The organism is Roseomonas gilardii (genome assembly GCF_001941945.1).
Taxonomy (GTDB): domain Bacteria; phylum Pseudomonadota; class Alphaproteobacteria; order Acetobacterales; family Acetobacteraceae; genus Roseomonas.
The window spans coordinates 226,476-247,713 of sequence record NZ_CP015585.1; the positions used below are offsets into that span (position 1 = coordinate 226,476).

At 70.2% G+C, this 21,238-nt stretch carries 21 protein-coding genes; 16 read left to right on the plus strand and 5 right to left on the minus strand.

Annotated features, from left to right (window positions below):
- Positions 1-30 precede the first annotated feature (30 nt).
- From RGI145_RS23805 to RGI145_RS23815, 4 genes are all read left to right on the plus strand, one after another.
- A complete protein-coding gene (locus tag RGI145_RS23805; RefSeq protein WP_075800994.1) occupies positions 31-666 on the plus strand; it encodes a DUF6927 domain-containing protein in 636 nt (211 codons plus the stop codon).
- Positions 663-815 (plus strand): hypothetical protein, encoded by a 153-nt coding sequence (locus RGI145_RS25325; RefSeq protein WP_019462443.1) that lies wholly within the window; start codon positions 663-665, stop codon positions 813-815. The genes RGI145_RS23805 and RGI145_RS25325 overlap by 4 nt, the downstream gene beginning before the upstream one ends.
- A 546-nt stretch (positions 816-1,361) precedes the next feature.
- Positions 1,362-6,434 (plus strand): N-6 DNA methylase, encoded by a 5,073-nt coding sequence (locus RGI145_RS23810; RefSeq protein WP_075800995.1) that lies wholly within the window; start codon positions 1,362-1,364, stop codon positions 6,432-6,434.
- A 53-nt stretch (positions 6,435-6,487) separates the two neighbouring features.
- Positions 6,488-6,748, plus strand: a complete 261-nt coding sequence (locus RGI145_RS23815) for a type II toxin-antitoxin system prevent-host-death family antitoxin (protein ID WP_075800996.1) — start codon at positions 6,488-6,490, stop codon at positions 6,746-6,748.
- Between the two features lie 104 nt (positions 6,749-6,852).
- Here the strand turns inward: RGI145_RS23815 and chrA are convergent, their stop codons facing one another.
- The gene (gene chrA, locus RGI145_RS23820) at positions 6,853-8,091 is read right to left on the minus strand and encodes a chromate efflux transporter (protein WP_075800997.1); all 1,239 of its coding nucleotides are present in this window, start codon (positions 8,089-8,091) and stop codon (positions 6,853-6,855) included.
- Positions 8,092-8,602: 511 nt separating this feature from the next.
- Here chrA and RGI145_RS23825 point away from each other — a divergent pair.
- The 4 genes from RGI145_RS23825 (at position 8,603) to RGI145_RS23840 (ending at position 13,541) form a co-directional block, all read left to right on the plus strand.
- Positions 8,603-10,399, plus strand: coding sequence for a ParB N-terminal domain-containing protein (locus RGI145_RS23825; protein WP_075800998.1), 1,797 nt, complete (start codon positions 8,603-8,605; stop codon positions 10,397-10,399).
- Between the two features lie 73 nt (positions 10,400-10,472).
- On the plus strand, positions 10,473-10,769 hold the full coding sequence (locus RGI145_RS23830; protein WP_075800999.1) for a hypothetical protein: 297 nt from the start codon (positions 10,473-10,475) through the stop codon (positions 10,767-10,769).
- 183 nt (positions 10,770-10,952) lie between these two features.
- Complete coding sequence (locus tag RGI145_RS23835; RefSeq protein ID WP_075801000.1) at positions 10,953-11,651, plus strand: hypothetical protein; 699 nt, start codon at positions 10,953-10,955, stop codon at positions 11,649-11,651.
- An 81-nt stretch (positions 11,652-11,732) separates the two neighbouring features.
- Positions 11,733-13,541: a DNA cytosine methyltransferase gene (locus tag RGI145_RS23840; RefSeq protein WP_075801001.1), complete on the plus strand. Its 1,809-nt coding sequence runs from the start codon at positions 11,733-11,735 to the stop codon at positions 13,539-13,541.
- Positions 13,542-13,694: 153 nt separating this feature from the next.
- Here the strand turns inward: RGI145_RS23840 and RGI145_RS23845 are convergent, their stop codons facing one another.
- A complete protein-coding gene (locus RGI145_RS23845) occupies positions 13,695-14,246 on the minus strand; it encodes a hypothetical protein (protein WP_075801002.1) in 552 nt (183 codons plus the stop codon).
- Positions 14,247-14,375: 129 nt separating this feature from the next.
- Here RGI145_RS23845 and RGI145_RS23850 point away from each other — a divergent pair, with 129 nt between their 5' ends.
- The 8 genes from RGI145_RS23850 to RGI145_RS23885 all read left to right on the plus strand — a co-directional run bounded on the left by RGI145_RS23850 (position 14,376) and on the right by RGI145_RS23885 (position 18,305).
- Positions 14,376-14,870: a hypothetical protein gene (locus RGI145_RS23850; protein ID WP_075801003.1), complete on the plus strand. Its 495-nt coding sequence runs from the start codon at positions 14,376-14,378 to the stop codon at positions 14,868-14,870.
- Positions 14,871-15,079: 209 nt separating this feature from the next.
- Positions 15,080-15,292 (plus strand): hypothetical protein, encoded by a 213-nt coding sequence (locus RGI145_RS23855; RefSeq protein WP_075801004.1) that lies wholly within the window; start codon positions 15,080-15,082, stop codon positions 15,290-15,292.
- Between the two features lie 81 nt (positions 15,293-15,373).
- Positions 15,374-15,892: a hypothetical protein gene (locus RGI145_RS23860; protein ID WP_075801005.1), complete on the plus strand. Its 519-nt coding sequence runs from the start codon at positions 15,374-15,376 to the stop codon at positions 15,890-15,892.
- A gap of 573 nt (positions 15,893-16,465) precedes the next feature.
- A complete protein-coding gene (gene ssb, locus RGI145_RS23865; protein ID WP_075801006.1) occupies positions 16,466-16,954 on the plus strand; it encodes a single-stranded DNA-binding protein in 489 nt (162 codons plus the stop codon).
- 109 nt (positions 16,955-17,063) lie between these two features.
- A complete protein-coding gene (locus RGI145_RS23870; RefSeq protein ID WP_075801007.1) occupies positions 17,064-17,348 on the plus strand; it encodes a hypothetical protein in 285 nt (94 codons plus the stop codon).
- A 10-nt stretch (positions 17,349-17,358) separates the two neighbouring features.
- Positions 17,359-17,610 carry a hypothetical protein gene (locus tag RGI145_RS23875; protein WP_075801008.1) on the plus strand — a complete coding sequence of 84 codons (252 nt, stop codon included), beginning with the start codon at positions 17,359-17,361 and terminating at the stop codon, positions 17,608-17,610.
- Positions 17,610-17,999 (plus strand): hypothetical protein, encoded by a 390-nt coding sequence (locus RGI145_RS23880; RefSeq protein WP_075801009.1) that lies wholly within the window; start codon positions 17,610-17,612, stop codon positions 17,997-17,999. Before RGI145_RS23875 ends, RGI145_RS23880 begins: the two co-directional genes overlap by 1 nt.
- 69 nt (positions 18,000-18,068) lie before the next feature.
- Positions 18,069-18,305 (plus strand): hypothetical protein, encoded by a 237-nt coding sequence (locus RGI145_RS23885; protein WP_075801010.1) that lies wholly within the window; start codon positions 18,069-18,071, stop codon positions 18,303-18,305.
- Here the strand turns inward: RGI145_RS23885 and RGI145_RS23890 are convergent.
- The 3 genes from RGI145_RS23890 to RGI145_RS23900 all read right to left on the minus strand — a co-directional run bounded on the left by RGI145_RS23890 (position 18,277) and on the right by RGI145_RS23900 (position 21,129).
- The gene (locus tag RGI145_RS23890) at positions 18,277-18,867 is read right to left on the minus strand and encodes a hypothetical protein (RefSeq protein ID WP_075801011.1); all 591 of its coding nucleotides are present in this window, start codon (positions 18,865-18,867) and stop codon (positions 18,277-18,279) included. The genes RGI145_RS23885 and RGI145_RS23890 overlap by 29 nt on opposite strands.
- Positions 18,868-19,557: 690 nt before the next feature.
- Positions 19,558-20,340, minus strand: a complete 783-nt coding sequence (locus tag RGI145_RS23895; protein WP_075801012.1) for an enoyl-CoA hydratase/isomerase family protein — start codon at positions 20,338-20,340, stop codon at positions 19,558-19,560.
- 144 nt (positions 20,341-20,484) lie between these two features.
- The gene (locus RGI145_RS23900) at positions 20,485-21,129 is read right to left on the minus strand and encodes a tyrosine-type recombinase/integrase (RefSeq protein WP_075801013.1); all 645 of its coding nucleotides are present in this window, start codon (positions 21,127-21,129) and stop codon (positions 20,485-20,487) included.
- Positions 21,130-21,238: the final 109 nt, after the last annotated feature.

Consider the following 21,238-nt stretch of genomic DNA (forward strand, 5'->3'; position numbering starts at 1 on the left):
TTTCCACCCCCGCACACAAGGGAGGCCCCCATGGGCTGGCTCGTTTCCGATCGCCCCCTGACCCACGAAACGCCGGCCGCCTATCTGGCCCGGGAGTTCACCTGCGCCAACGAGACCAACCGCATGGAGGTGCTCGCCGCGAGCCAGGTGAAGGGTGCCGTCTACCTGGCGGTGCGCCACACCTCCCTCACAGGTGAGCGGGCTGGCCGCTCCTACGTATTCTGCGCCGTCGTACTCGTCTTCAACAACGCCCGGCAGGGCTTTGGCCGAAAGACCATGGACGAGAGCTGCGGCCCCTGTGAGGTCGACTGCCCGGCCCGGATCATGGCCCTGCTCTCGCCGATCGAGGACATCCCCAATCCTGGCTACGCAGCGGATTGGCGCGCACGGGTCGCCGCGGCGGCAGCCTTGCGCCGCGAGGCGACCGCCAGCGGCCGGAACCTCGATCCCGGACAGCGGATCAGCCTTACCCAGCAGATCAGCTTTGACGGCGGGCGGGTCGTCACGAGCGAGTTCGAGGTCGTGCCGACGCCGCCCGGCCGGCGCGGGCCGATCTTCCGGCCCGTGGGGCACGACTTCCTTTGCCGTGTGCCCCGTCACCTCCTCGCCACGGCGATGCACGTCGCGGGCGGCGCCGCTGACACAGCATCCCGGAGCATGCCGTGATCGCCCAGGCGGAGGTCCGGGACGGCAACACCAGCGAGGCGGGCCTGCGACGCCTACGCCAGTCGGAGAGGACCGAGGCGTACCGGCGGATGGTGCTCATCCTCACGGTCGGCAGGAGCGAGACACAACCCGACCTGCTGCTGCCCTGACAGCGGGGCCAGCGTCTAAGCCTCCTGAAAGCCTGAAAGCCTGAAAGCCTGAGTTCAGGAAATCCCGAAAGCTGGAAAGCAGGAAAGAAGGAAAGAGAGAATCAGGGGCGAGAAGCTGCTGGCATCCCGGCCGTCCCGGCACCGCTGCGCTCCATGGCCGGCAGCGCAACCCAGCCCGTCTAGGCCGCAACCCTGCGGGCCGCGTCCTGCGCCGGCCAGGGCCGCTCCCCGGCCATGGTGCCGGCCCGCCCGCGCTGCCCGCGGCGGAGGGGTCATAGGAACAGACCCACAGGAGGCTCCATGGGAAACAGGTACGAGGCCTGCCATTCGCACAGCCAGTTCCCCGGCACCGCCGTCACCGTGACCGCCCCCTGGCCGCTGCGCCAGAGGCCGCCGTCCTGGCTGGCCTGACAGCCTGAGCGGCGCCTGAACGGCCCGCTCACCCCAGAACCTCCACCCCTCATCCATCCACCGCATCGCACAGGTCACCCGGCCGCCCGCATGGGCCGCCGGGCGGCCGCGCATGCGCGCTCGGGAACCCACGCCATGGCCAAGGCCAAGTCCTCCCTCGACCAGCTCAGCCTGTTCGACACCACCGCCCTGACCTCCTTCTCGATCGACGGTGGCGGCTTCGGCACGCTGCTGCCGCCCCTCGATGCGACGGAGGAGGAGCCGGACGACGCGCCGATCGCGCCCGCCGTGCCGCGCGTGGTCGCCCACGACTTCCGCCTCGCCGGCGACCGTGGCCTCGCCAGCGGCTGGAAGGCCCGTGCCGCCGGCAACCTCGCCGCCATCCAACTGATGCAACGCATCGAGGCCGAGACCCGCCCGGCAACCGCCGAGGAGCAGGCGGTGCTGGCGCGCTTCACCGGCTACGGCGCCTCCGATCTGGCCAACGCCCTGTTCCGCCGCCCCGGCGAGGCGTGGCGGGAGGGCTGGGCCGAGCAGGGCGACGGGCTGGAGCAGGCCGTGTCCGCCGCGGAGCTGGCCAGCCTCGCCCGCTGCACGCAGTATGCCCACTTCACCCCCGAATACGTCGTGCGCGCCGTCTGGGCCGGGCTGACGCGGCTGGGCTTCCGCCAGGGTGCCGTGCTGGAGCCCGGTTGCGGCACCGGCCTGTTCCTGGCCCTGAGGCCGGAGGGGATGGCGGACTGCTCCACCGTGACCGGGGTGGAGATGGACCCGGTCACCGCCCGTATCGCGGCGCTGCTCTACCCGAAGGCCTGGATCCGCCAGGAAGACTTCACCCGCGCCCGTATCCCCGAGACCTTCGACCTCACCCTCGGCAACCCGCCCTTCTCGGACCGCACGGTGCGGGCCGACGATCCCGCCGGCAAGCTCGGCCTCAAGCTGCACGACTACTTCATCGCCCGCGCCGTCGAACGCCTGAAGCCCGGCGGATTGGCCGCCTTCGTCACCAGCCACGGCACGCTGGACAAGGTGGACCCCAAGGCGCGCGAGCACATCGCGGGGATGTCGGACCTGGTGGGCGCGATCCGCCTGCCCGCCGGCAGCTTCGCGGCGGCGGCCGGCACCGACGTCGTGGTGGACATCCTGTTCCTGCAGCGCCGCGAGCGCGGTGCCGAGCCGAACGGGGTGGCGTGGACGCATCTCGAGGAGGTGGTCCCGGCCGAGGCCGGCGAGGCGGCGATCCACGTCAACGCCTGGTTCGCCGCGCACCCAGAGACGGTGCTGGGCCGCCACGGATGGACCACCGGCCCGTTCGGCCTGGCCTACGACTGTGCCCACGACGGCCGTGACCTGGACGCCGCCCTGGCCGAAGCCGTCACCCGGCTCCCGCAAGGCATCCATCAGCCGCCGGCGGACCCTGTGGCCGCGCTCCCGGCGAGGACCGCCGTCCGGGCCGGCACCGCCGCCGAGGGCGCGACGATCAAGGAGGGCTCCTACCTGGTCGGCGAGGGCGGCGTGCTGCTGCAGCTGGTGGACGGCACCGCCGAGCCGGTCGCGGTGAAGTCCGGCAAGGGCACGGTCGGCCTGTTCGCCAGGCACGGCCGCATCATCCGCGGCCTGATCCCGATCCGCGACGCGGTGCGCGAGGTGATCCGCGCCCAGGAGGCCGACCAGCCCTTCGGCGCCGCCCAGATCCGGCTGCGCACCGCCTATGGCGCCTTTCTGCGCGCCTTCGGGCCGATCAACCTGACCAACGTCAGCACCAGCACGGATGAGGAAACGGGTGAGGTCCGCGAGACCGTGCGCCGGCCCAACCTGCAGCCCTTCCTCGACGACCCGGATTGCTGGCTGGTCTCCTCGATCGAGGAGTACGACCCCGAGACCGGTACCGCCTGCAAGGGGCCCATCTTCACCGAGCGAGTGATCCACACCCCGGCCGAGCCGGTGATCGTCTCAGCGGCCGACGCGCTGGCCGTAACGCTGGCCGAACGCGGCGTGGTGGACCTCGCCCATGCCTGCGACCTGCTGGGCCGCGGCCGCGAGGAGGTACTGGCCGAGCTGGGCGACACCGTCTTCCTCGACCCTGGCCTGACCACCGAGGGCTTCGAGGCCTGGCAGACCGCCGACGAGTACCTGTCGGGCCAGGTGCGCCGCAAGCTCGCCGCCGCCCGCGCCGCCGCGACGCTGGACGCGCGCTACGCCCGCAACGTCACGGCGCTGGTGCGGGTGCAGCCCGAGGACCTGCGCCCCTCCGACATCACCGCCCGGCTCGGCGCCCCCTGGATCCCGGCCGGGGACGTCGAGGCCTTCATCCGCGAGGTGATCGGGGTGGCGACGCTGGTGCGCCACACCGTCGAGGTGGCGCACTGGAGCATCGACGTCCACCGTTTCGCGGGGCTGGCCTCCGCCACCTCGGAGTGGGGGACGCACCGCCGCCACGCGGGCGAGCTGCTGGACGATGCCCTGAACGCCTCGATCCCGCAGATCTGGGACGTGTGGAAGGACGCCGACGGCGAGCACCGGCAGCTCAATGCCCAGGAGACCGAGGCGGCGAAGGACAAGCTGGCGAAGATCAAGGGCGCCTTCGAGCGCTGGGTCTGGACGGACAGCGACCGCGCCGAGCGTCTGGTGCGCCTGTATAACGACGCCTTCAACAGCCTGGTGCCGCGTCACTTCTCGGGCGAGCACCTGCAGCTGCCGGGCGCCTCCGCGGTGATCCAGCTGCGCCCGCACCAGAAGCGCGTCGTCTGGCGTATCGTCTCCTCAGGCCAGACCTACGTCGCCCACGCGGTCGGCGCCGGCAAGACCTTCACCATCGCCGCCGCGATCATGGAGCAGAAGCGCCTCGGCCTGATCTCCAAGGCCATGCTGACCGTGCCCGGCCACTGCCTGGCCCAGGCCTCGCGCGAGTTCCTGCAACTCTATCCGGGTGCCCGCATCCTGGTGGCCGACGAGACCAACTTCTCCAAGGACAAGCGGGCGCGCTTCCTGGCCCGGGCGGCGACGGCCAACTGGGACTGCATCATCATCACCCACTCGGCCTTCAAGTTCATCGCTGCCCCGGCGGCTTTCGAGCGTGGTCTCGTACAGGCCCAGCTCGACGCCTACGCGGCCCTGCTGGAGAAACTCGACGGCGACGACCGCATCGCCCGCAAGCGCATCGAGCGCATGAAGGAGGGCATGCAGGAGAAGCTCGACGCGCTCGCCTCGACCAAGGACGATATGCTGACCATCGCCGAGATGGGCGTCGACCAGGTGATCGCCGACGAGGCGCAGGAGTTCAGGAAGCTCTCCTTCGCCACCAACATGGGCAACCTCAAGGGCATCGCCCCGGACGGCTCGCAACGGGCCTGGGACCTGTTCGTGAAGTCGCGCTTCGTGGCGACCGTGAACCCGGGCCGGGCGCTGATCCTGGCCTCCGGCACTCCCATCACCAACACCCTGGGCGAGATGTTCACCCTGCAGCGCTTCATGCAGCCGGAGATGCTGGAGGAGCGCGGCATCCAGGAGTTCGACGCCTGGGCCGCCAACTTCGGGGACACGCGCACCGAGCTGGAGCTGCAGCCCTCCGGCCTCTACAAGCCGGTGACCCGCTTCTCGGAGTTCGTCAACGTCGCCGACCTGATCGCCATGTTCCGCTCGGTCGCCGACGTGGTGCTGAAGGACGACCTGCGCCAGTACCTGAAGCTGCCCGCGATCCAGACCGGCCGGCGCCAGATCGTCACCGCCCCCGCCAGCCCGGCCTTCAGGGATTACCAGAGCGCCCTCGCGGCCCGCATCAAGGCCATCGAGGCGCGCAAGGGCAAGCCCGAGAAGGGGCAGGACATCCTGCTCTCGGTCATCACCGACGGCCGCCATGCCGCCATCGACCTGCGTTTCGTGGTGGCGGAGGCGGAGGATGAGCCACACAACAAGCTCAACGCGCTGATCGGCAACGCCTTCCGCATCTGGTCGGAGACGCGCGGCAAGGTCTTCCGCAACCCGGACGGCACGCCGCACCCGACCCCCGGTGCCACGCAGATGATCTTCTCCGACCTCGGCACCGAGGGGGCAGCAGCGACGCGGGGCTTCTCGGCGTACCGCTGGATCCGCCAGCGCCTGATCGGCCTCGGCGTGCCCGCCGAGCGCATCGCCTTCATGCAGGACTACAAGAAGGCTGAGGCCAAGCAGGGCCTGTTCAGCAAGCTGAACAACGGCCAGGTGGATTTCCTGCTCGGTTCCTCCGCCACCATGGGAACGGGGGTGAACGCCCAGCGCCGGCTGGTGGCGCTGCATCACCTCGACGTGCCCTGGCTGCCCTCCGAGATCGAGCAGCGCGAGGGCCGCATCGAGCGGCAGGGCAACCAGAACGACGAGATCGGCCTCTACGCCTACGCGACCCTGGGCTCGATGGACGCCCAGATGTGGCAGAACAACGAGCGCAAGGCGCGCTTCATCGCGGCGGCGCTGGGCGGCGACCGCTCGATCCGCCGGCTGGAGGATATCGGCTCCCAGGCGAACCAGTTCGCCATGGCCAAGGCCATCGCCTCGGGCGACCCCCGCCTGATGCAGAAGGCTGGGCTGGAGGCCGAGATCGCCCGGCTGCAGCGCCAGCGGGCGGCGCATTTCGACGACCAGCACGCGGTGCGGCGGCGCGTCGCCGAGGCGCGCTCGGCCATCGGCCGTGCCACCCAGGCCATCGCCGACACCGAGGCGGACCTCGCCCGCCGGGTATCGACCCGGGGCGAGGAGTTCCGCATGGAGGTGCAGGGCCAGACCTTCGCCGAGCGCAAGGTGGCCGGGGCCGCCCTGCTGAGGGTCCTCCGTACCGTGCAGTTCGAGGGCCGCCAGGGCGATTGGGAGCTCGGCATGGTCGGGGGCTTCCCGCTGATGCTGGAGGCCCGACGCTACCGCCAGGGGGCCGAGCTGAAGATCCACCTGCTGCTGGGCCGCACCCACGGTCCGCAGGAGGTCGAGGTGGAGGGCGATCTGTCCGCGCTCGGGTTGGTGACCCGCCTCGAATACGCGCTGGGGCGCTTCGAGGCGGAATTGGCCGGGCACCGGCGGGGCCTGGAGGAAGCCGAGCGCCGTCTGCCGGCCTACCAGGCCCGGCTGGGCGATGCTTTCGAGTTCCAGGCCGAGCTGGACGCCAAGCTGTCTGAAATGCAGGCGCTGGAGGCGGATCTGGCGCAGAGTGGCAAGGAGGCGCCGATTGCCGCGGCAATTTGAATGGCTCCTGGAATATCCATAAAATATGGATATTCTGGATCGCGGAGGTGCCGATGCGTCAGTTTACCACAGCCGACCTGAACAAGCAGGTCGGCACCATCACCGACGTGGCCCGTCGCGAGCCGGTGCTCATTACCCATCACCGCAAGCCCCGCTACGTGCTCATGTCGGTGGAGGAGTACGCGAAGCTGAGCGGACGGGAACTGGAGGACCACCAGCGAGCTTTCACGCTCGACACCATGCCCGAGGACGTCGCGGACGGGCTGCTCGCCCTGGCGGACCAGTACGAGCGGAGACGGACGGATGGTGGCTGAGCGGCCGGAGACCGGCCTCGTCTCAGCTACCGCTTTGCCTTGCAAGCTAGGGATAATGACGGTCGCCTAGTTTCGGGAAGCGCTGAGTAGGGTGGTGAACGGACCTAGGTCACCGGTGCGGAGAAGGTGAGGGCCGCTCCCGCCGCCGTCAGGAGCACGACGATCCACGTCGGCACCCGCCACCAGATCATGGCAGCGAATGCCAGCAGGGCGATCGCAAAGTCGGCGGGGGTGCGGACGGTGGAGGTCCAGATGGGGTCGAACAGGGCTGCGGCGAGGACACCGACAACGGCAGCGTTGACGCCCTGCAGGGCTGCGCGCGCCACGGGCCGGTGCCGCAGCGCGTCCCAGAAGGGCAGCATGCCGTACATCAGCAGCAGGCCCGGCAGGAACACCGACAGCAACGCGAGCACACCTCCGGTGACGCCGTTCGGCGCCATGCCCTGCGCCGCGCCCACAAAGGCGGCGAAGGTGAACAGCGGCCCGGGCAGGGCCTGGGCCACCCCGTAGCCTGAGAGGAACACATCCGCCGTGATCCAGCCGGCCGACACGGTGGCACGCTCAATCAACGGTAGCACCACGTGCCCGCCGCCGAAGACGAGCGATCCGGCCCAGTAGAATGCCTCGGCCGTGGCGACCGCGTGCGAGCCGGTGGCCTGGGCCAGCACGGGAAGGCCGACCAGCAGCACGGGGAAAAGCGCCAGAGCCATGACCGCGACACCGTGCGATGCGCGGAACGGCATCGCCGTGCCTGGCGGCCAGGCATCGCCGCCCTGGCCGAGGACAAGTCCCGCCGCAGCCCCCGCGAGGATCGCGCCGATCTGGGTGACGGCGGAAGGCAGGAGCAGCACTGCGACGGTGACCAGCACCGCGATCGTTCGCCGCGGCAGGTCCTGGCAAAGGCTGCCCGCCATGCTCCACACAGCCTGCGCCACCACGGCGACGGCGACGAGCTTGAGGCCGTGCACCGCGCCCGCGCCGTCTGTCGTCCAGGCCACCCCGTGAGCCGCCAGCAGCATCACAGCGGTCGACGGCAGGGTGAAGCCAAGCCAAGCCGCGAGCCCGCCGGGCAGGCCACCCCGCAGCACGCCGAGCGCGAAGCCAACTTGGCTGCTGGCCGGCCCCGGCAGGAACTGGGCCAGCGCCACGAGGTCGGCGTAGCCCTTCTCGTCAAGCCAGCGGCGGCGCGCGACGAACTCGTCCCGGAAGTAGCCGAGGTGGGCGACCGGCCCGCCGAAGGACGTCAGGCCGAGGCGGAGGAAGATCAGCAGGACTTCGAGGAAGGCTCCCCGGTGCTTCTCGGCACCGCCGGTCGGCCGGGCATCAGGGGCAGGGGCGGCCACACGTCTTCTCCTTGGAGGGCTATGCCCTTAGCTCGTTCACCCGTGCTGTCCAATGACGCTTTTTCACTGAGCTTAGGGGCCGTGGAATGTCCGCTCGGGGTCGGGAGCACGTATAGCTCCTCACCCCTCTTGCCCTTCAACACGGTATCTTCGAGTCCAGTCAAATGACGCACCGCAGCAGAACGGGCTGAGCCGGTGTCCTCGTGCTCCGCTCTCATGCCTGGGATGTCGGAAAGCCAGAAAGCGGGAAATCGGGAAAAACGGAAAGCGGGGGAGAGGAGGAGCAAGAGCGCTGGCATCCGGGCACCGCCCGGCACCGCTTCGCTCCACGGCCGCCTGCGCAGCCCTGCCCCGCTGGGCCGCAGCCCGCCCTGCCGGGCAGGGCCGCGTCCGGCGACGGGTCAGGGCCGCTCGCCCGCCGTGGTGCCGGACGGCCCCCGGCCGCCGGCGTGGGAGGGGTCAGCCCAGGAATGGGGTGACGGGAACCACGCTCCGGAGAGCCGCCCTCGCCATGAAGATCGTACACGCCAACCCGCGCAAGCTGCGCGACAACCCCGAGAACCCCCGCCGCACCAGGCCGAGCGCGGAGGCCGACGCGCAGTTGCTCGCCAATATTCAGGCGGTCGGCATCCTGCAGCCGCCCACCGCCCGCGAGATCGCGGGTGAGCTGGTCCTGATCGCCGGCCACCGTCGCCGCGACGCGGCCATCAAGGCGAAGCTGAAGGAGATCGCCGTCCTCGTCCGCGAGCCCGGCGACGACGCCGCGCAAGGCGGCGACGGCGTGCGGGCGCTGGCCGAAAACATGGTCCGCACCGCGATGAGCCCGGTAGACCAGTGGCGCGCCGTCGAGGCGCTGGTCGGGGAGGACTGGACCGAGGACGCCATCGCCGCCGCGCTGAACCTGCCGGTGCGCCGCATCCGCGCTCTGCGCCACCTCTCGCGCGTGCATCCGGCGATGCTGGACCACATGGCACGCGGCGACATGCCGACCGACCAGCAGCTCCGCACCATCGGCCTCGCCTCGGCCGAGGATCAGGCCTCGGTCTGGCAGAGGAGCAAGCCGAAGCGCGGCGAGCGCGCCCACTGGCACGGTATCGCCGCCGCTCTGGAGAAGCGCCGCATCCCCTTCGCCGTCGCCAGGTTCGGCGAGGCCGAGACCGAGGCCTTCGGCATCGTCTGGCAGGACGACCTGTTCGTCCCGGCCGGACAGGAGGGTCGCTTCACCACCCAGCTCGACGCCTTCCTGCAGGCGCAGCAGGCGTGGCTGGAGGCCAACCTGCCAGACCGCGCCGTGCTCCTGGGCCTCGACGAGTGGGGCCGCGTCATGATCCCCAAAGGGGCGCAGGAGCTCTACTACCAGCAGCCCCGCGACGAGCGCGACCGCATCGGCCTCACCGTCGATCCGCGCTCCGGCGAGGTGCGGCAGACGCTGTTCCGCGAGGCACAGCCCCGTGAGGAGCGCGGTGGCCGGGGCCGTGAGGCATCGGCCGATAGCACGGTGCTGCCCAAGCTCGCTCGCCCGCCGTTGAGCCAGAAGGGCGACGCCATGGTGGGCGACCTGCGCACCGAGGCACTGCACGAGGCCTTCGCGCAGGCCGAGATCCCGGACCAGGCCCTGATCGGCCTGCTCGTGCTCGCGCTCGCCGGGCAGAACGTGCAGGTCCGCAGCGGCGCCAAGGGCGACGACCTGTACGCCGGAGCGCGCGCCGCGATCGCCGCCGGCCTCCTCGATGGCGGCGTGCTCACCGCAGACGCCGACGCCCTGCGTGCCGCCGCCCGCGCCATGCTGCGCCAGGCGCTGTCCTGCCGGGTGGGCTTCTCTACCTCCGGCCTGGTCGCCCGCTACGCCGGGGTGGCCGTCGATGCCGACGCCTACCTTCCCACCACCGCCACCGAGGAGTTCCTGGCCCATCTGAGCAAGGACGCGATCATGGGCACGGCCAGCGCCAACAACGTGGCGCCGCGCAACACCGGCAAGGCGACCCGTGCTGCGGTGGTCGAGCGCTTCAAGGGGCAGACCTTCCTCCACCCGCTGGTGCGCTTCGCGCTGACCACGGAGGAGCAGCGCAAGTTGGCCGAGCAGCGGCAGCGGGAGGAGAGCCGCGCCGCCCTGCGCGCCAGCTGGCAGTCCTCTGGGGAGGATGATGGGGAGGACCCCGGAAAGGAGATGGATGGGGAGGAGGGCGACGGCTCCGGCGAGGAGGAGGCCGCAGGCGACATCGGCATGGACGGCGAGGAGGTGGATCTCCCCACCGATAACCTCCAGCTGCCGCCCGGCAGCCAGCCCCCGGATGTCCACACCACCTGATACCGCGTGGCCGGTCGCATGCCCGGCATCCAGCCGGCCCCCCCTTCCACGAAGATCAGAACGAGGTGGCCCAATGGCCTTCATCAGCGTTGCCGCGCGAGGCTCGGAATCCGAGCCGTTCCAGCTCACCGGCAAGAACCCGATCCAGCACACGCCGGGTGCCTGCGAGAGCCACGACCGCCTGTTCGAGTATGCCGGAGGCCACCTGGGCTTCTACGGCTTCCTGCGCGTCGCCAACGCGCGCATTTCCCGGCGCCTTGGGATCGGGCTGGCGGATCTGCCGGACCGGCTCTGGCGGGATGCCTACGACGACGAGGCGCACCCCTCCGAAGCCGCCGACGAGGCGATCGAGGAAGAAGCCGGCGAATAGGAGCGGACGGAGCGCTGCCGCATCCGTCCCCCGGCGGCAAGGGTGCGTCGCTGCGCTCCCTCGCTCCGCTCGCCCTTGCCCCCGGCGGCTCGGAACGCGGCGGCTGGGGAGGGTCGAGGGGAAAGCGGCCGGCAAGGCCGGGGCCACCTCGGCATCCCGAATCCCTGGTGGGAGTTGAGCAATATGGACACCCTGGTTGAGCGCGGCCTGCGCTCGGCAGCCGAGGATCTCGGCCTTTCGCCCGATGGATGGAGCCGGATCCGGGGCGATTCCGGCACGAGCCAGACCTTCCGGCACACCGCCCGCCCCGCCCTGGTGGTCGAGGTGAGCATGGATGGACCCGGATGGAGCTGGACGGCCAGCCTGGCGAAGTCGCATCGCCAGCCCGCCCTTGGCCCTGCCCAGCCCTGGGCGTGCATCGACGGCCTTGCCGTCCGGGTCAGCCCCAGCCAGCACGGGGCACTCCTCGATGCCCTGGCGATCGCCGGCGACGACATCGCGGAGGCCAGCGCCTGCTCGACCGAGATGCTGCAGACCCGCCTGGACGTGCTGGTCAGCCGCCGCGGTTTCGACCTGTTCGTCGCCCCCGTGCAGAACCTCGACGGGAGGCAGGCCGAGCCGGCTGCCCCGCTCCGCCTGGATTGGAGCTACCGGGGCCAGACGCCGGACGGCGACGACGTCGCGGGCGTCGTGCAGGGCGCAGACGAGGCCGAGGCCATCGAGGCGGTCGAGCGCCTCTGGGCCGGCCTCGACCTCATGGAGCTATCACCACGCCTCGCCGGGCTGGCGCCCTTGTCCTCCGCTGCCCGTCGCGCAGCCGAAGATGGATTGCGGCGGGCTGGAGCCCAGGGGCCCGCATCGGGTCTGCCCGCGCTGCACTGATCCTCCCCCCCCGAAACAGCCATCGGCATCGCGAACGGCAGGGCCCAGGCCCTGCCGTTCGCGTTTCAGGAGCCCCGCGCCATGATTTCCGAGCACGGCCACGCCACCATTCTGCACGCCCACCTCTTCGCCGGCCTCGGCGGAGGTGCCCGCGGCTTCAACCGCGCCACCTCGCGGGTGGGCAACCTCACCGCCAGCTTCCGCTGCCTCGGCGGCATCGACGTCGACGCTGGAGCGATCCGCGACTTCGGCCGCCTTGCCGGTGTACCCGGCACCTGCATGGACCTGTTCGACCGCGAGCAGTACCGCGACTTCCACGGCCAGGAGCCGCCGATCGGCTGGCGAGAGGCCACCGTGGACGATGTGCGCGCCGCCTTCGGCCATGAACGCCCCCACGTCCTGTTCACCTCGCCGCCCTGCAAGGGCTTCTCCGGCCTGCTCAGCGAGACCAAGAGCAGGACCCGGAAGTACCAGGCGCTGAACCGCCTGACGCTGCGCGGTATCTGGCTGACACTGGAAGCCTATCGCGACGACCCGGTGGAGCTGATCCTGCTGGAGAACGTACCGCGCATTGCCTCGCGTGGACGTCCCCTGCTCGACCGGATCACCGGCCTGCTACGCGCCTATGGCTACGCCGTGGCCGAGACCACCCATGATTGTGGGCAGCTGGGTGGCCTGGCGCAGTCGCGCCGCAGGTTCCTGCTGGTGGCCCGCCACACCGCCAAGGTGAAGCCTTTCCTCTACCAGCCGCCGAAGCGCCCGCTGCACGGCGTGGGAGACATTCTTTCCCGGATGTCCCTGCCGGGCGATCCGGCGGCCGGGCCGATGCACCGGGTCCCGATGCTGCACTGGTCCACCTGGGTCCGGCTCGCCTTCGTCGAGGCTGGCAGCGACTGGCGTTCCCTCGGCAGGCTCGCCGTCGAGGACGGGATGTTGCGCGACTACGCCCTTGCCCCCTGCGGCGAATGGCGGGGCGGCGTTCTCGGCATGAACCGCTGGGACGAGCCGTCCGGCACCGTGGCGGGCCGTTCCGGTCCCTCCAACGGCGCCTACAGTGTCGCCGACCCGCGCCGCGCCGAAGGCGTGGCCGCCTTCGGGCAGTACGGGGTCAAGCGCTTCGACGAGCCGTCCCAGGTGGTGATCGGCAAGGCGGCGGTCGGGGCCGGCCATTTCGCCGTGGCCGATCCTCGCCACGCCGGGCCGCCCAAGCACAGCAACGAGTTCCGCATCGTCCCCTGGGACGGCGCCGGACGAGCGGTCACAGGCGGCCATGGCACAGGCCAGTGCGTGGCGGATCCGCGCGGAGACGTGCGCCGCTCCGGAGCGCTGGGCGTCGTGTCGTGGGAGTCCAATGCCGGCACCGTGGCGGGTGAGAGCCTGCCATCCAACGGAGCCTTCGCGGTCGCCGATCCCCGGCCGCGCCTGGAACGGGAGAAGGGTGACGACTACTACGGCGCCGGCCATTACGGCGTGGTGCCGTGGCGGGAGCCCACGGGCGCCGTCAGCGCCGCCGCCGGCTACGACAACGGCCGCTGGAGCGTGGCCGACCCCCGCCCGATCCTGCCCAGCGCGACCGAGAAGGTCGTGGCCCGCATCCGCGCCCTCGACGGCACCTGGCACCGGCCTTTCACCACCGCCGAGCTGGCGGCGCTGCAATCGCTGTTCGACCCGGAGGAGCAGGCCGAGCTCGACGGGCTGAGCGATGCCGACTGGCGCGAGCGCATCGGCAATGCCGTCCCGCCCGACGCCGCGCAGGCCATCGCCGAGACGATGGGCCGCACGCTCCTGCTGGCCTGGTCGGGCGAGGGCTTCATGCTCTCGGCCCTGCCGATCTGGGTACGTCCGGTCGCGGTGGCCCTCTCCGTACGCCAGCCCCAGGACGAGGCCTGAGCGCCATGCACCCCACACCATCCATCTCCTGCCGCCGGACCTGGCAGCGGATCCTGCACCGCCACAGCCATCGTGCCCCGCCGAGACTGGGGCACCGGCGTCGCAGCCAAGGGTCCGGCCGGGGCACAGCCTGCCGGCAGGACGGCGAGCGGCCTAGCCCGCCGCGGCGCGGATCCGGGCGAGATCGAGGACGCCCTTCGCGCCCCAGCCCTTCGTCCCGGCCGCCACCTCCGGGCGGAACCGCTCATAGAGCCGGAAGGCCACCCGGTTCAGCTCATCCGGATCCAAGGTGGACCCCAGCTCCTCCATCGCCTTCCTGACGGAGGCCAGATGCTCACCGAAGGCCCTTCGGACATACCCGGCTGCCGCCTGCGCGGACGCCGGCTTGTCGTGATCGAGCGCGCGTAGCGACCCATCCACCTCGACCACCGGCAGGTCGCGGCCGAGCAGATGCACCGCCTTCTGCCGATGCCTCCCCTGACCCTGCTTGCGCGCCTCGTCACGCAGATCGCCGCTCTCATGCCCCTCCTCGGCGATGCCGATGGCCTTCGCCTTCGCGCGGGCACTGAGGCCGGCCACGGCCCGGCCAAGCGTGATCGCCGTTTCGGGGTCATGCCCCAGGCGCTCGGCCACCACCGCGGCCCAGAGCGTCAACACCGGCGCCCGGTTCACCTGGACCGTCGGCCCCGCCTTCGTGCCGGTCATGCGCGTCCATCCCATCCATCCCGCTCGCCTCAACGAGCGAGCGGCGGGACGGATGCGCCACGCCGGCTTCCACCATCCCGGCCATTGGCCGAGCCGCCGCCTCGCGGATTCCGGGGCAGAGCCAACACCATGAAGATCGAACTCCGCAGTGTCAGCTACAACGCCGCCCTGAGCGAGGAGACGATGAACTTCCACGCCGACATCTGGATCGACGGGAGGAAGGCGGGCTTCGCCCATAACCACGGGACCGGCGGCAACACCAACGTGCAGCCCAACACCCTGCGCCAGCGCCTCGACGAGTACGGCAGGACTCGCCCGCAGGTGGACATCGGGACCGCCACGGGCGGCGAGCCGCGCATGATCACCCAGGACGCCGAGTGGATCGTGGACAGCCTCCTGACGGAATGGATCGTGCGGCGTGACCTGAAGCGGGCACTGAAGAACCGCGTCCTCTACACCCGCACGGAGATGCCCGGGGTCTACCAGACCAAGGTGCTGAAACCGGACGAGATGGCGAAGATCCTCGCGTCGACGGAGGTGAAAGCAAAGTGGAAGGTCAAGGCTTGGCTGAACACCATGCCGGAAGATGAGGCCATCGCCATCTACCGGAACAACGGTCGCTGAAACGCGCACCAGGGAAGGACGGAAGATGGCTGCCGCATCGTGGCGTCCGCCGCAAGAAGGCGGCTGCGCCGCCCGCGCGAAGCGCGCGCCCTTGCCCCGGCCGCCGCCGTCGCGGCCGGCCAGGACGGGACAGGCGAAGGAATGGCCAGGCGCGGCAGCGGGCGTCCGGCAAATCCCTGATCCATCCCTGACGCTGCGGAGATCAGACCATGTCGGACCCGTTCCACGATGTTCGCGCTCCGGGCCTGGAGGCCCGGACCTGCGGCGGAACCCATGACGCGTGCCTTGAGATGGACCGCCTCTCGCAGCTGCTGTGCGCCTGCGACGACGGCGTGCTGACGGAGGAGGGCCTCCACGAGGCGGCCGCCCTCGCCGAGCGGTTGGGACGCACTGACGAGCTGTTCGACGCACTGATGAAGTAGCCGATGTCGCCCGCGCCCGGCCGGGTCATGCCGGGCACGGCCGCTCCACACATCCGGATACCCCTGGAAGAAAGTATCGTCATGGCCATCGCCATCAACAGCTTCCAAAAACCGCTGCTGCGTGCGGCCGACTTCAAGCCGACGAAGTTCCACGATGGCGCCGCCAAGGCAGATTTCGGCAACAGTCTCCTGGCCTTCATCGCGGCAGACTTCCCGCGCTCTCGCTTCACACTGCGATTGTACCGCCTGCTGAGCCAGCATTTCGGCATGATCGCGCACTACGATATTCATGGCTTCTGGGCCGAGTACTTCACCAGCACCGCCGCCAAGCTGCGATTCCTGAATGACCTGGTGTCCTACCCGTGCTGGGGCGATCCGGCCTTCACCTTCTCCGACCTGGAGCGTGCCGTCATCGCTCGGCTCCGCTCGGCAGGGCTGGTCGAGCGCCTACGCGAAGCCCTCAAGCAGGAAACCGAGACGGCCGAACGCGCCCTGCTGAACCGTCTGCAGGCACGCTACCAGCCCGAGAAGCCGCCGGTGGCCGGAGACCCTTGGCAACCGACCGGGAACTGGGCGTCCGATCAGGGATCGCTCCTTTAACGGCGCCAGAGTTCCAACTCGGCCTGCCGCACCTCGCGAACGGCCCGCTCGTCACCGCCGCCCTTCAGCTGGCCGTTCATGGACGACGAGCCGTGCCCGCGTGAACAATGACAGGTCGCCCCGAAGCGCTGCCCCCTGTCATCCCGCATCGTCCGTCCAATCCAGGGATTCCAGGATCAAGGAGGAGGGGAGGAGAGAGGGAATCAGAGAAGGCTCGAAATGAGCGGGGGAAGATGTCCGCAGGACGAGAGTGGGGAGACGTGTGTCGGCTACCTGCCCGTGCCGGTCGCATATCCTCGGGGTGCTGCGGTCTGAGCCACGGCGTCGGCCGCTCCTACCCCCGCTTTCCCCGAAGCCGGGGAACGCGCCTCCGGCTCGGCACGCTCGGTCAGGGGCCGGGGCCGCGCCTTGCGCGGGGCGATGCCCCGCTGCGGCGCAACCCCAACCCCCTCCCTCACATGCCTCGGGGGTAGGACCGCCCGCCACCGCGCCTCTGTTCGACCGCACCCGAGGATACGCGACCGGCACGGGCCGGAAGCCTCTTCGGGGAGAGAGAATGAAGAGGATCTGACGATGGCTGGTTCGCTCAACAAGGTCACCCTCATCGGTCGCCTGGGTGGTGACCCCGAGAAGCGCAGCTTCAGCAATGGCGGGCAGGTGGTGAGCTTCAGCCTGGCCACCAGCGAGACCTGGAAGGACCGCAGCTCGGGCGAGCGCCAGGAGCGCACCGAGTGGCACCGCATCGCGATCTTCACCGAGGGGCTTGGCGACGTGGTGGCGCAGCACGCCCGCAAGGGTGCGCTGGTCTACATCGAGGGCAAGCTGGAAACCCGCAAGTGGCAGGACCAGCAGGGCCAGGACCGCTACGCCACCGAGATCGTCCTGCGTCCCTTCAACGGCACCTTCACCTTCCTGTCCGATCCTCGGGCTTCGGGCGACCGGGAGTCGCAGGGCCAGCCGGGCGCTCCCGCCGCGAGCGGCACCCGCGCGCGGGCCGGCCGGCGGACCCCGGCGGCTACGGCGTCGGCCGGCCACGACATGGACGACGACATCCCGTTCTGACGGCTCGCGCTCCGGTGCCCTTGGCGGGGCACCGGGCCGCTTCCCGCTGCTCCCGCTCCACCCCACCGGGCCGCCTGATGGCTGGCCCGGCTCACGAGGATTCCGCCCGATGCCCGCAAGCCTGCTCGCGTCCATCGCCCCGCCGCGCCCGCATGCACTCACCACCATCGTCTGGGATACCATCCACGAGGAGGGTTTCCAGGGCCTCTATGGCCGCTGCTACCACACGAGCTCCTGCCATCCCTATCGCTTCGCCTCACGCGAGGCCGCTGGCCGCTTCGCCGCCGCGATGTGCGAACGCCTCGGCTACGACGGCTACCGCCTGGACACGCCCGGCCACCGGCCGCCGCCGTTCCCTGCGGTGATGTTCGACGACTGCGAAATCCCGTTCTGAGGAGCGTGGCATGAGTTTCGTACTGATCTTCGACCCCGAGCCGCTGCTGAGCGCGCCGCAGTTTTTCGGCCCCTTCACCTCCCAGTCAGCGGCCAAGCGGTATGCCGAGGCCACGGGGATGACCTTCGGTCGCGACTTCGACCAGGCCGCCGCCGAGGCGGACAGTCCGGAGGGGCACGGAACGACCGACTTCCCCTGCGCGGTGGCCGCACTGCGGCCCGGCAGTGCTGGCCCCCGGAACACCGTGGAGGAGCGGACCTGATGCTGCGCCAGTATCACGCCCCGCGCCGCCAGGGCGGCGACAACCCGCTCGGCGTCGGCACCATCGCCATCGGCTCCGTCTTCTATCTCCAGGACGACGGCTACTGGCGCGCCCGCTTCCGCGGCGCCGCCATCTGCCGCGCACCCTGGATCGTCGAGGCCTTCCTCAACGGACAGTACCACGCCGCCCGCCGCGATCCCGTCACGGGCCACTGGCTCAGCATCTACGCCGCCAACCGCACCGACCTGGCCCTGGTGCGCTCCCTACGCGACGGCCGCCGCCTCACCGTCGCGATCCGCCTCCTCCAGCTGCACGAGGACGAAGGCCTGGGGCTTCCGGACAACCGCTACCCGTCCTTGCCCCGGCCGCGTCCGCGCCCGGCGCACTGAGGCCGCCCGCCCAGCCGAGGGGGGGGTGGCCACGCCACCTTCCCTCCCCCCGACAGGAAGGCCACCACCATGCCCGCGACCTCGTCCCACGACCGGCACGCTCATGCCCTCACCATGGCCAGCAGCCTCGCTTCCGCCCGTCGCTGGCAAAGCGAGGCCTGCGCCCTGCGCGAGCACGCCGCCCTGACTCGCCTCACCGCCGCCCAACGTGCCCAGCTGCTCCGCGAGGCCGAGGCCGCCGACCGTCAGGCCCGCTTCTGGCTCGACGGCCTGCCGGTCAGCCCGCCGAGCGACCGGCGCGCCTGACCGACCCACGCGGGGAAGGCGGCAGCCACCAGTCCTCCCCCTCCGCATCGCGCTCGGCCGCAGGCCGCCACTGCTCGCCCCGGCGCGCCATCGACACCACCGTCGCCGCCGCCGATGCCTCCAGCGACAGCCCATAGGCCTCCAGCGCCAGACGAGCCGCCTCCGTGGCCATCTCGTCCGCCCGGCGCCGCAGCACCTCCAGTCCGGCATCGCCACGGCGCTGCGACAGATCCGCCACGCGAGCCTGCGCCGTTTCCGCCGCCGCCCATGCCTCGTCGGACACCTGCCGCGCCGCTGTCGCCCGGCTGTCGTAGTCCAGCAGCAGCGACCGCAGCGCCGCATCCCGCCGGGCGCCCCGCTCCGGCGGCACGTTCGCCTCGACGAACGCCGCTACCGCCGCCTCCGCCCGATCCCGCAGATCCGCCGCCGGCATCTCCAGCTGGAACGCCTCCGCGATCTGCAGCACCACCCGCACGTCCGGCACCGCCTCGTGCGCTGCTTCCTCCCGCTCGGGCAGCACCCGTAGCAGCGGGAACCGAACCACCTTGCCAGTCTCCGTCATCGCCGCCTCCTGCACGGGTGATCCCACCGGACGGAAACATACCTCCGGCTTTTGCGCTGATCAAGTAAGTATTTGTTATTAAGAGATTTTCTTTGCTATTGAGCCTTTCATCCTTTGCCAAACAGGGTGTCAGCAGCGGATCGCCACGGGGCCCTACGCCGAGCGGATGGGCAGAGACGCTGGCTCAGCTTCTCGCCGGGCAATCGGCCCCGCTTGAAAGGGAGAGCCTGGAGCTCCTCCACAAGAAACCCATGTGCCTAGCCCCCCTGCCAGCCGATGCTACCCCAGCCCATATCCTCGTCCGGCTGATGCCCTACCTCCCAGCTGCCGAAGCCTCCGCCCTCTATCGCCGCCTGAGACAGGCGGCAGCGGACCAGGGCCTGCGATTCCACTACCGGAACGGCATCGCCTGCCTTCCATGAGGCGGGTATATATGTGTGCGCTCAGCAGCAGGCGCCGCAATCCTGCCCTGGCCGACTTCGTTCAGCGCATGAGGTCGGCAGGTAAGCCTCCCAAGGTCATCCTGTTGGCGATCGCTCGGAAGCCCCTGGTCTTCGCGCACGCAATCGTTCGATCGCAAAAACCCTTTGCCTTGCAAGCCAGGAACTATGACGATCACCTAGTCCCGGGAAGCGCCGGGGAGGGTGGTCTGCAGACGTTCCCCCGAACGGTTCGCAGAAATCCGAAGCTTCAGTCCGGGAAGCGTGTCGGACGGCGCTCGAAGAAGGCCGTGATACCCTCCCGAAAGTCAGCGGTCCTCGCCGCACTGGCGAATGCGGTCAACTCGGCATCAAGTTGAGCATCGAGAGACCCGGTTCCAGCGAGCCCAACAAGTCGCTTCGCTGCGGCCGTCGCCCCCACCGACCCCGCCGCGATACGCTCGGCCAAGGCATTGGCGGCAGAGGCGAGTTCGGCCGCAGGCACGACGAGATTGACCAAACCGAGGCCGCGTGCCTCCTCGGCCGACATGCGGTCGTTCAACAGCACGAAGGCGAGCGCCCGCTTGGCCCCGATGAGCCGGGTCAAAGTCCACGTTGTGCCGCCATCGGGCGACGTACCGAGCTTGGTGTAGGCCGATAGGAAAGTCGCGTCCGCTGCCGCTACTACGAGATCGCAGGCGAAGGCGAGGCCGATCCCACCCCCGGCAACCGGTCCCTGCACGGCCGCGATGACGGGCTTGGACATGGTGGCGATCAAACGGATCGCGGTGTGGAAGCCGTCGAGCAACTGCTTCGTCGTGGCGGGTGCGCCTTCGAGATCGGCGCGGAAGCAGGCGAGATCGCCGCCCGCCATGAAGGTGCGCCCCTCGCCGGAAAGGATCACGGCACGGACCGCACCGTCCTGCGCGACTTCGGCCAGGGCAGCTGGGAGCGCCTTGGCCAAGTCCAGGTCGAGGGTGTTCATCTGGTCGGGCCGCATGAGCCGGATTTCGGCAACACGGCCCCGCCGCGCGATGCTGACCACGTCCGTCATGAACCTTCCCTCCCACGGCGGCTTCGACCGTCTGCACCTGTCAGGCAACAGTGCCCATGGAGCAGTTGCCGATCAAGACGCCGGAGCAGTCCCCGCCAGCGTCCGCTAAGGGTCGGCGGCGGCTGGTGGCCGCCGCCGCAGACATCAGATGTCCACCTGTTCGGAGATGGCCAGGGCGTCGTCCACCTCAATGCCGAGATAGCGGACGGTGCTCTCCAGCTTGGTGTGTCCGAGCAGCAGCTGGACGGCGCGGAGATTGCCGGTACGTCGATAGATCAGGGCCACCTTGGTCCGCCGTAGCGAATGGGTGCCGTAGAGGGCGGGGTCGAGCCCGATTGAGGTGGCCCAACTGTCCATCAGCCGGGCATAGTGCCGCGTCGTGAGGGGCTTGTTCTTCCCGATCCGGCTGGGGAACAGGTAATCGCCGGGCCGCCTGCCGCTCCTGGTGATCCACTGCATGACGGTCTCGCGCGTCTGCTCGGTGATCTCGAACTGCACCGGGCGGCCAGTCTTCTTCTGGATGACGATGGCCCGCGGCCTGATGCGGCCGCTCAGCAGCACGTCGTCCACCCGTAGGGCCACCAAGTCGCAGCCTCTCAGTTTGCTGTCGATAGCCAGGTTGAACATGGCGAGGTCACGCAGCCGCTCACCGATCTGCAGGCGGATGCGGATGGCCCAGACCTCCCGCAGCTTCAGTGGCGGCTTCTGACCGATGAGTTTGCCAAGGTTCCATGGTCTGAAGACAGCAGTGCCGGTGTCGGCCGACGGGGCGGTCGTGGTGGGTGTCATGCGATTAGCTCCTGATCCGATCTCATCGCACCCGTCATGGGTGGAGAGCCGACCAGGGCAGGCTCGGGAGCGGAGGCGGTCTACCCGGAAGGCGCGACATTCCCCGTGA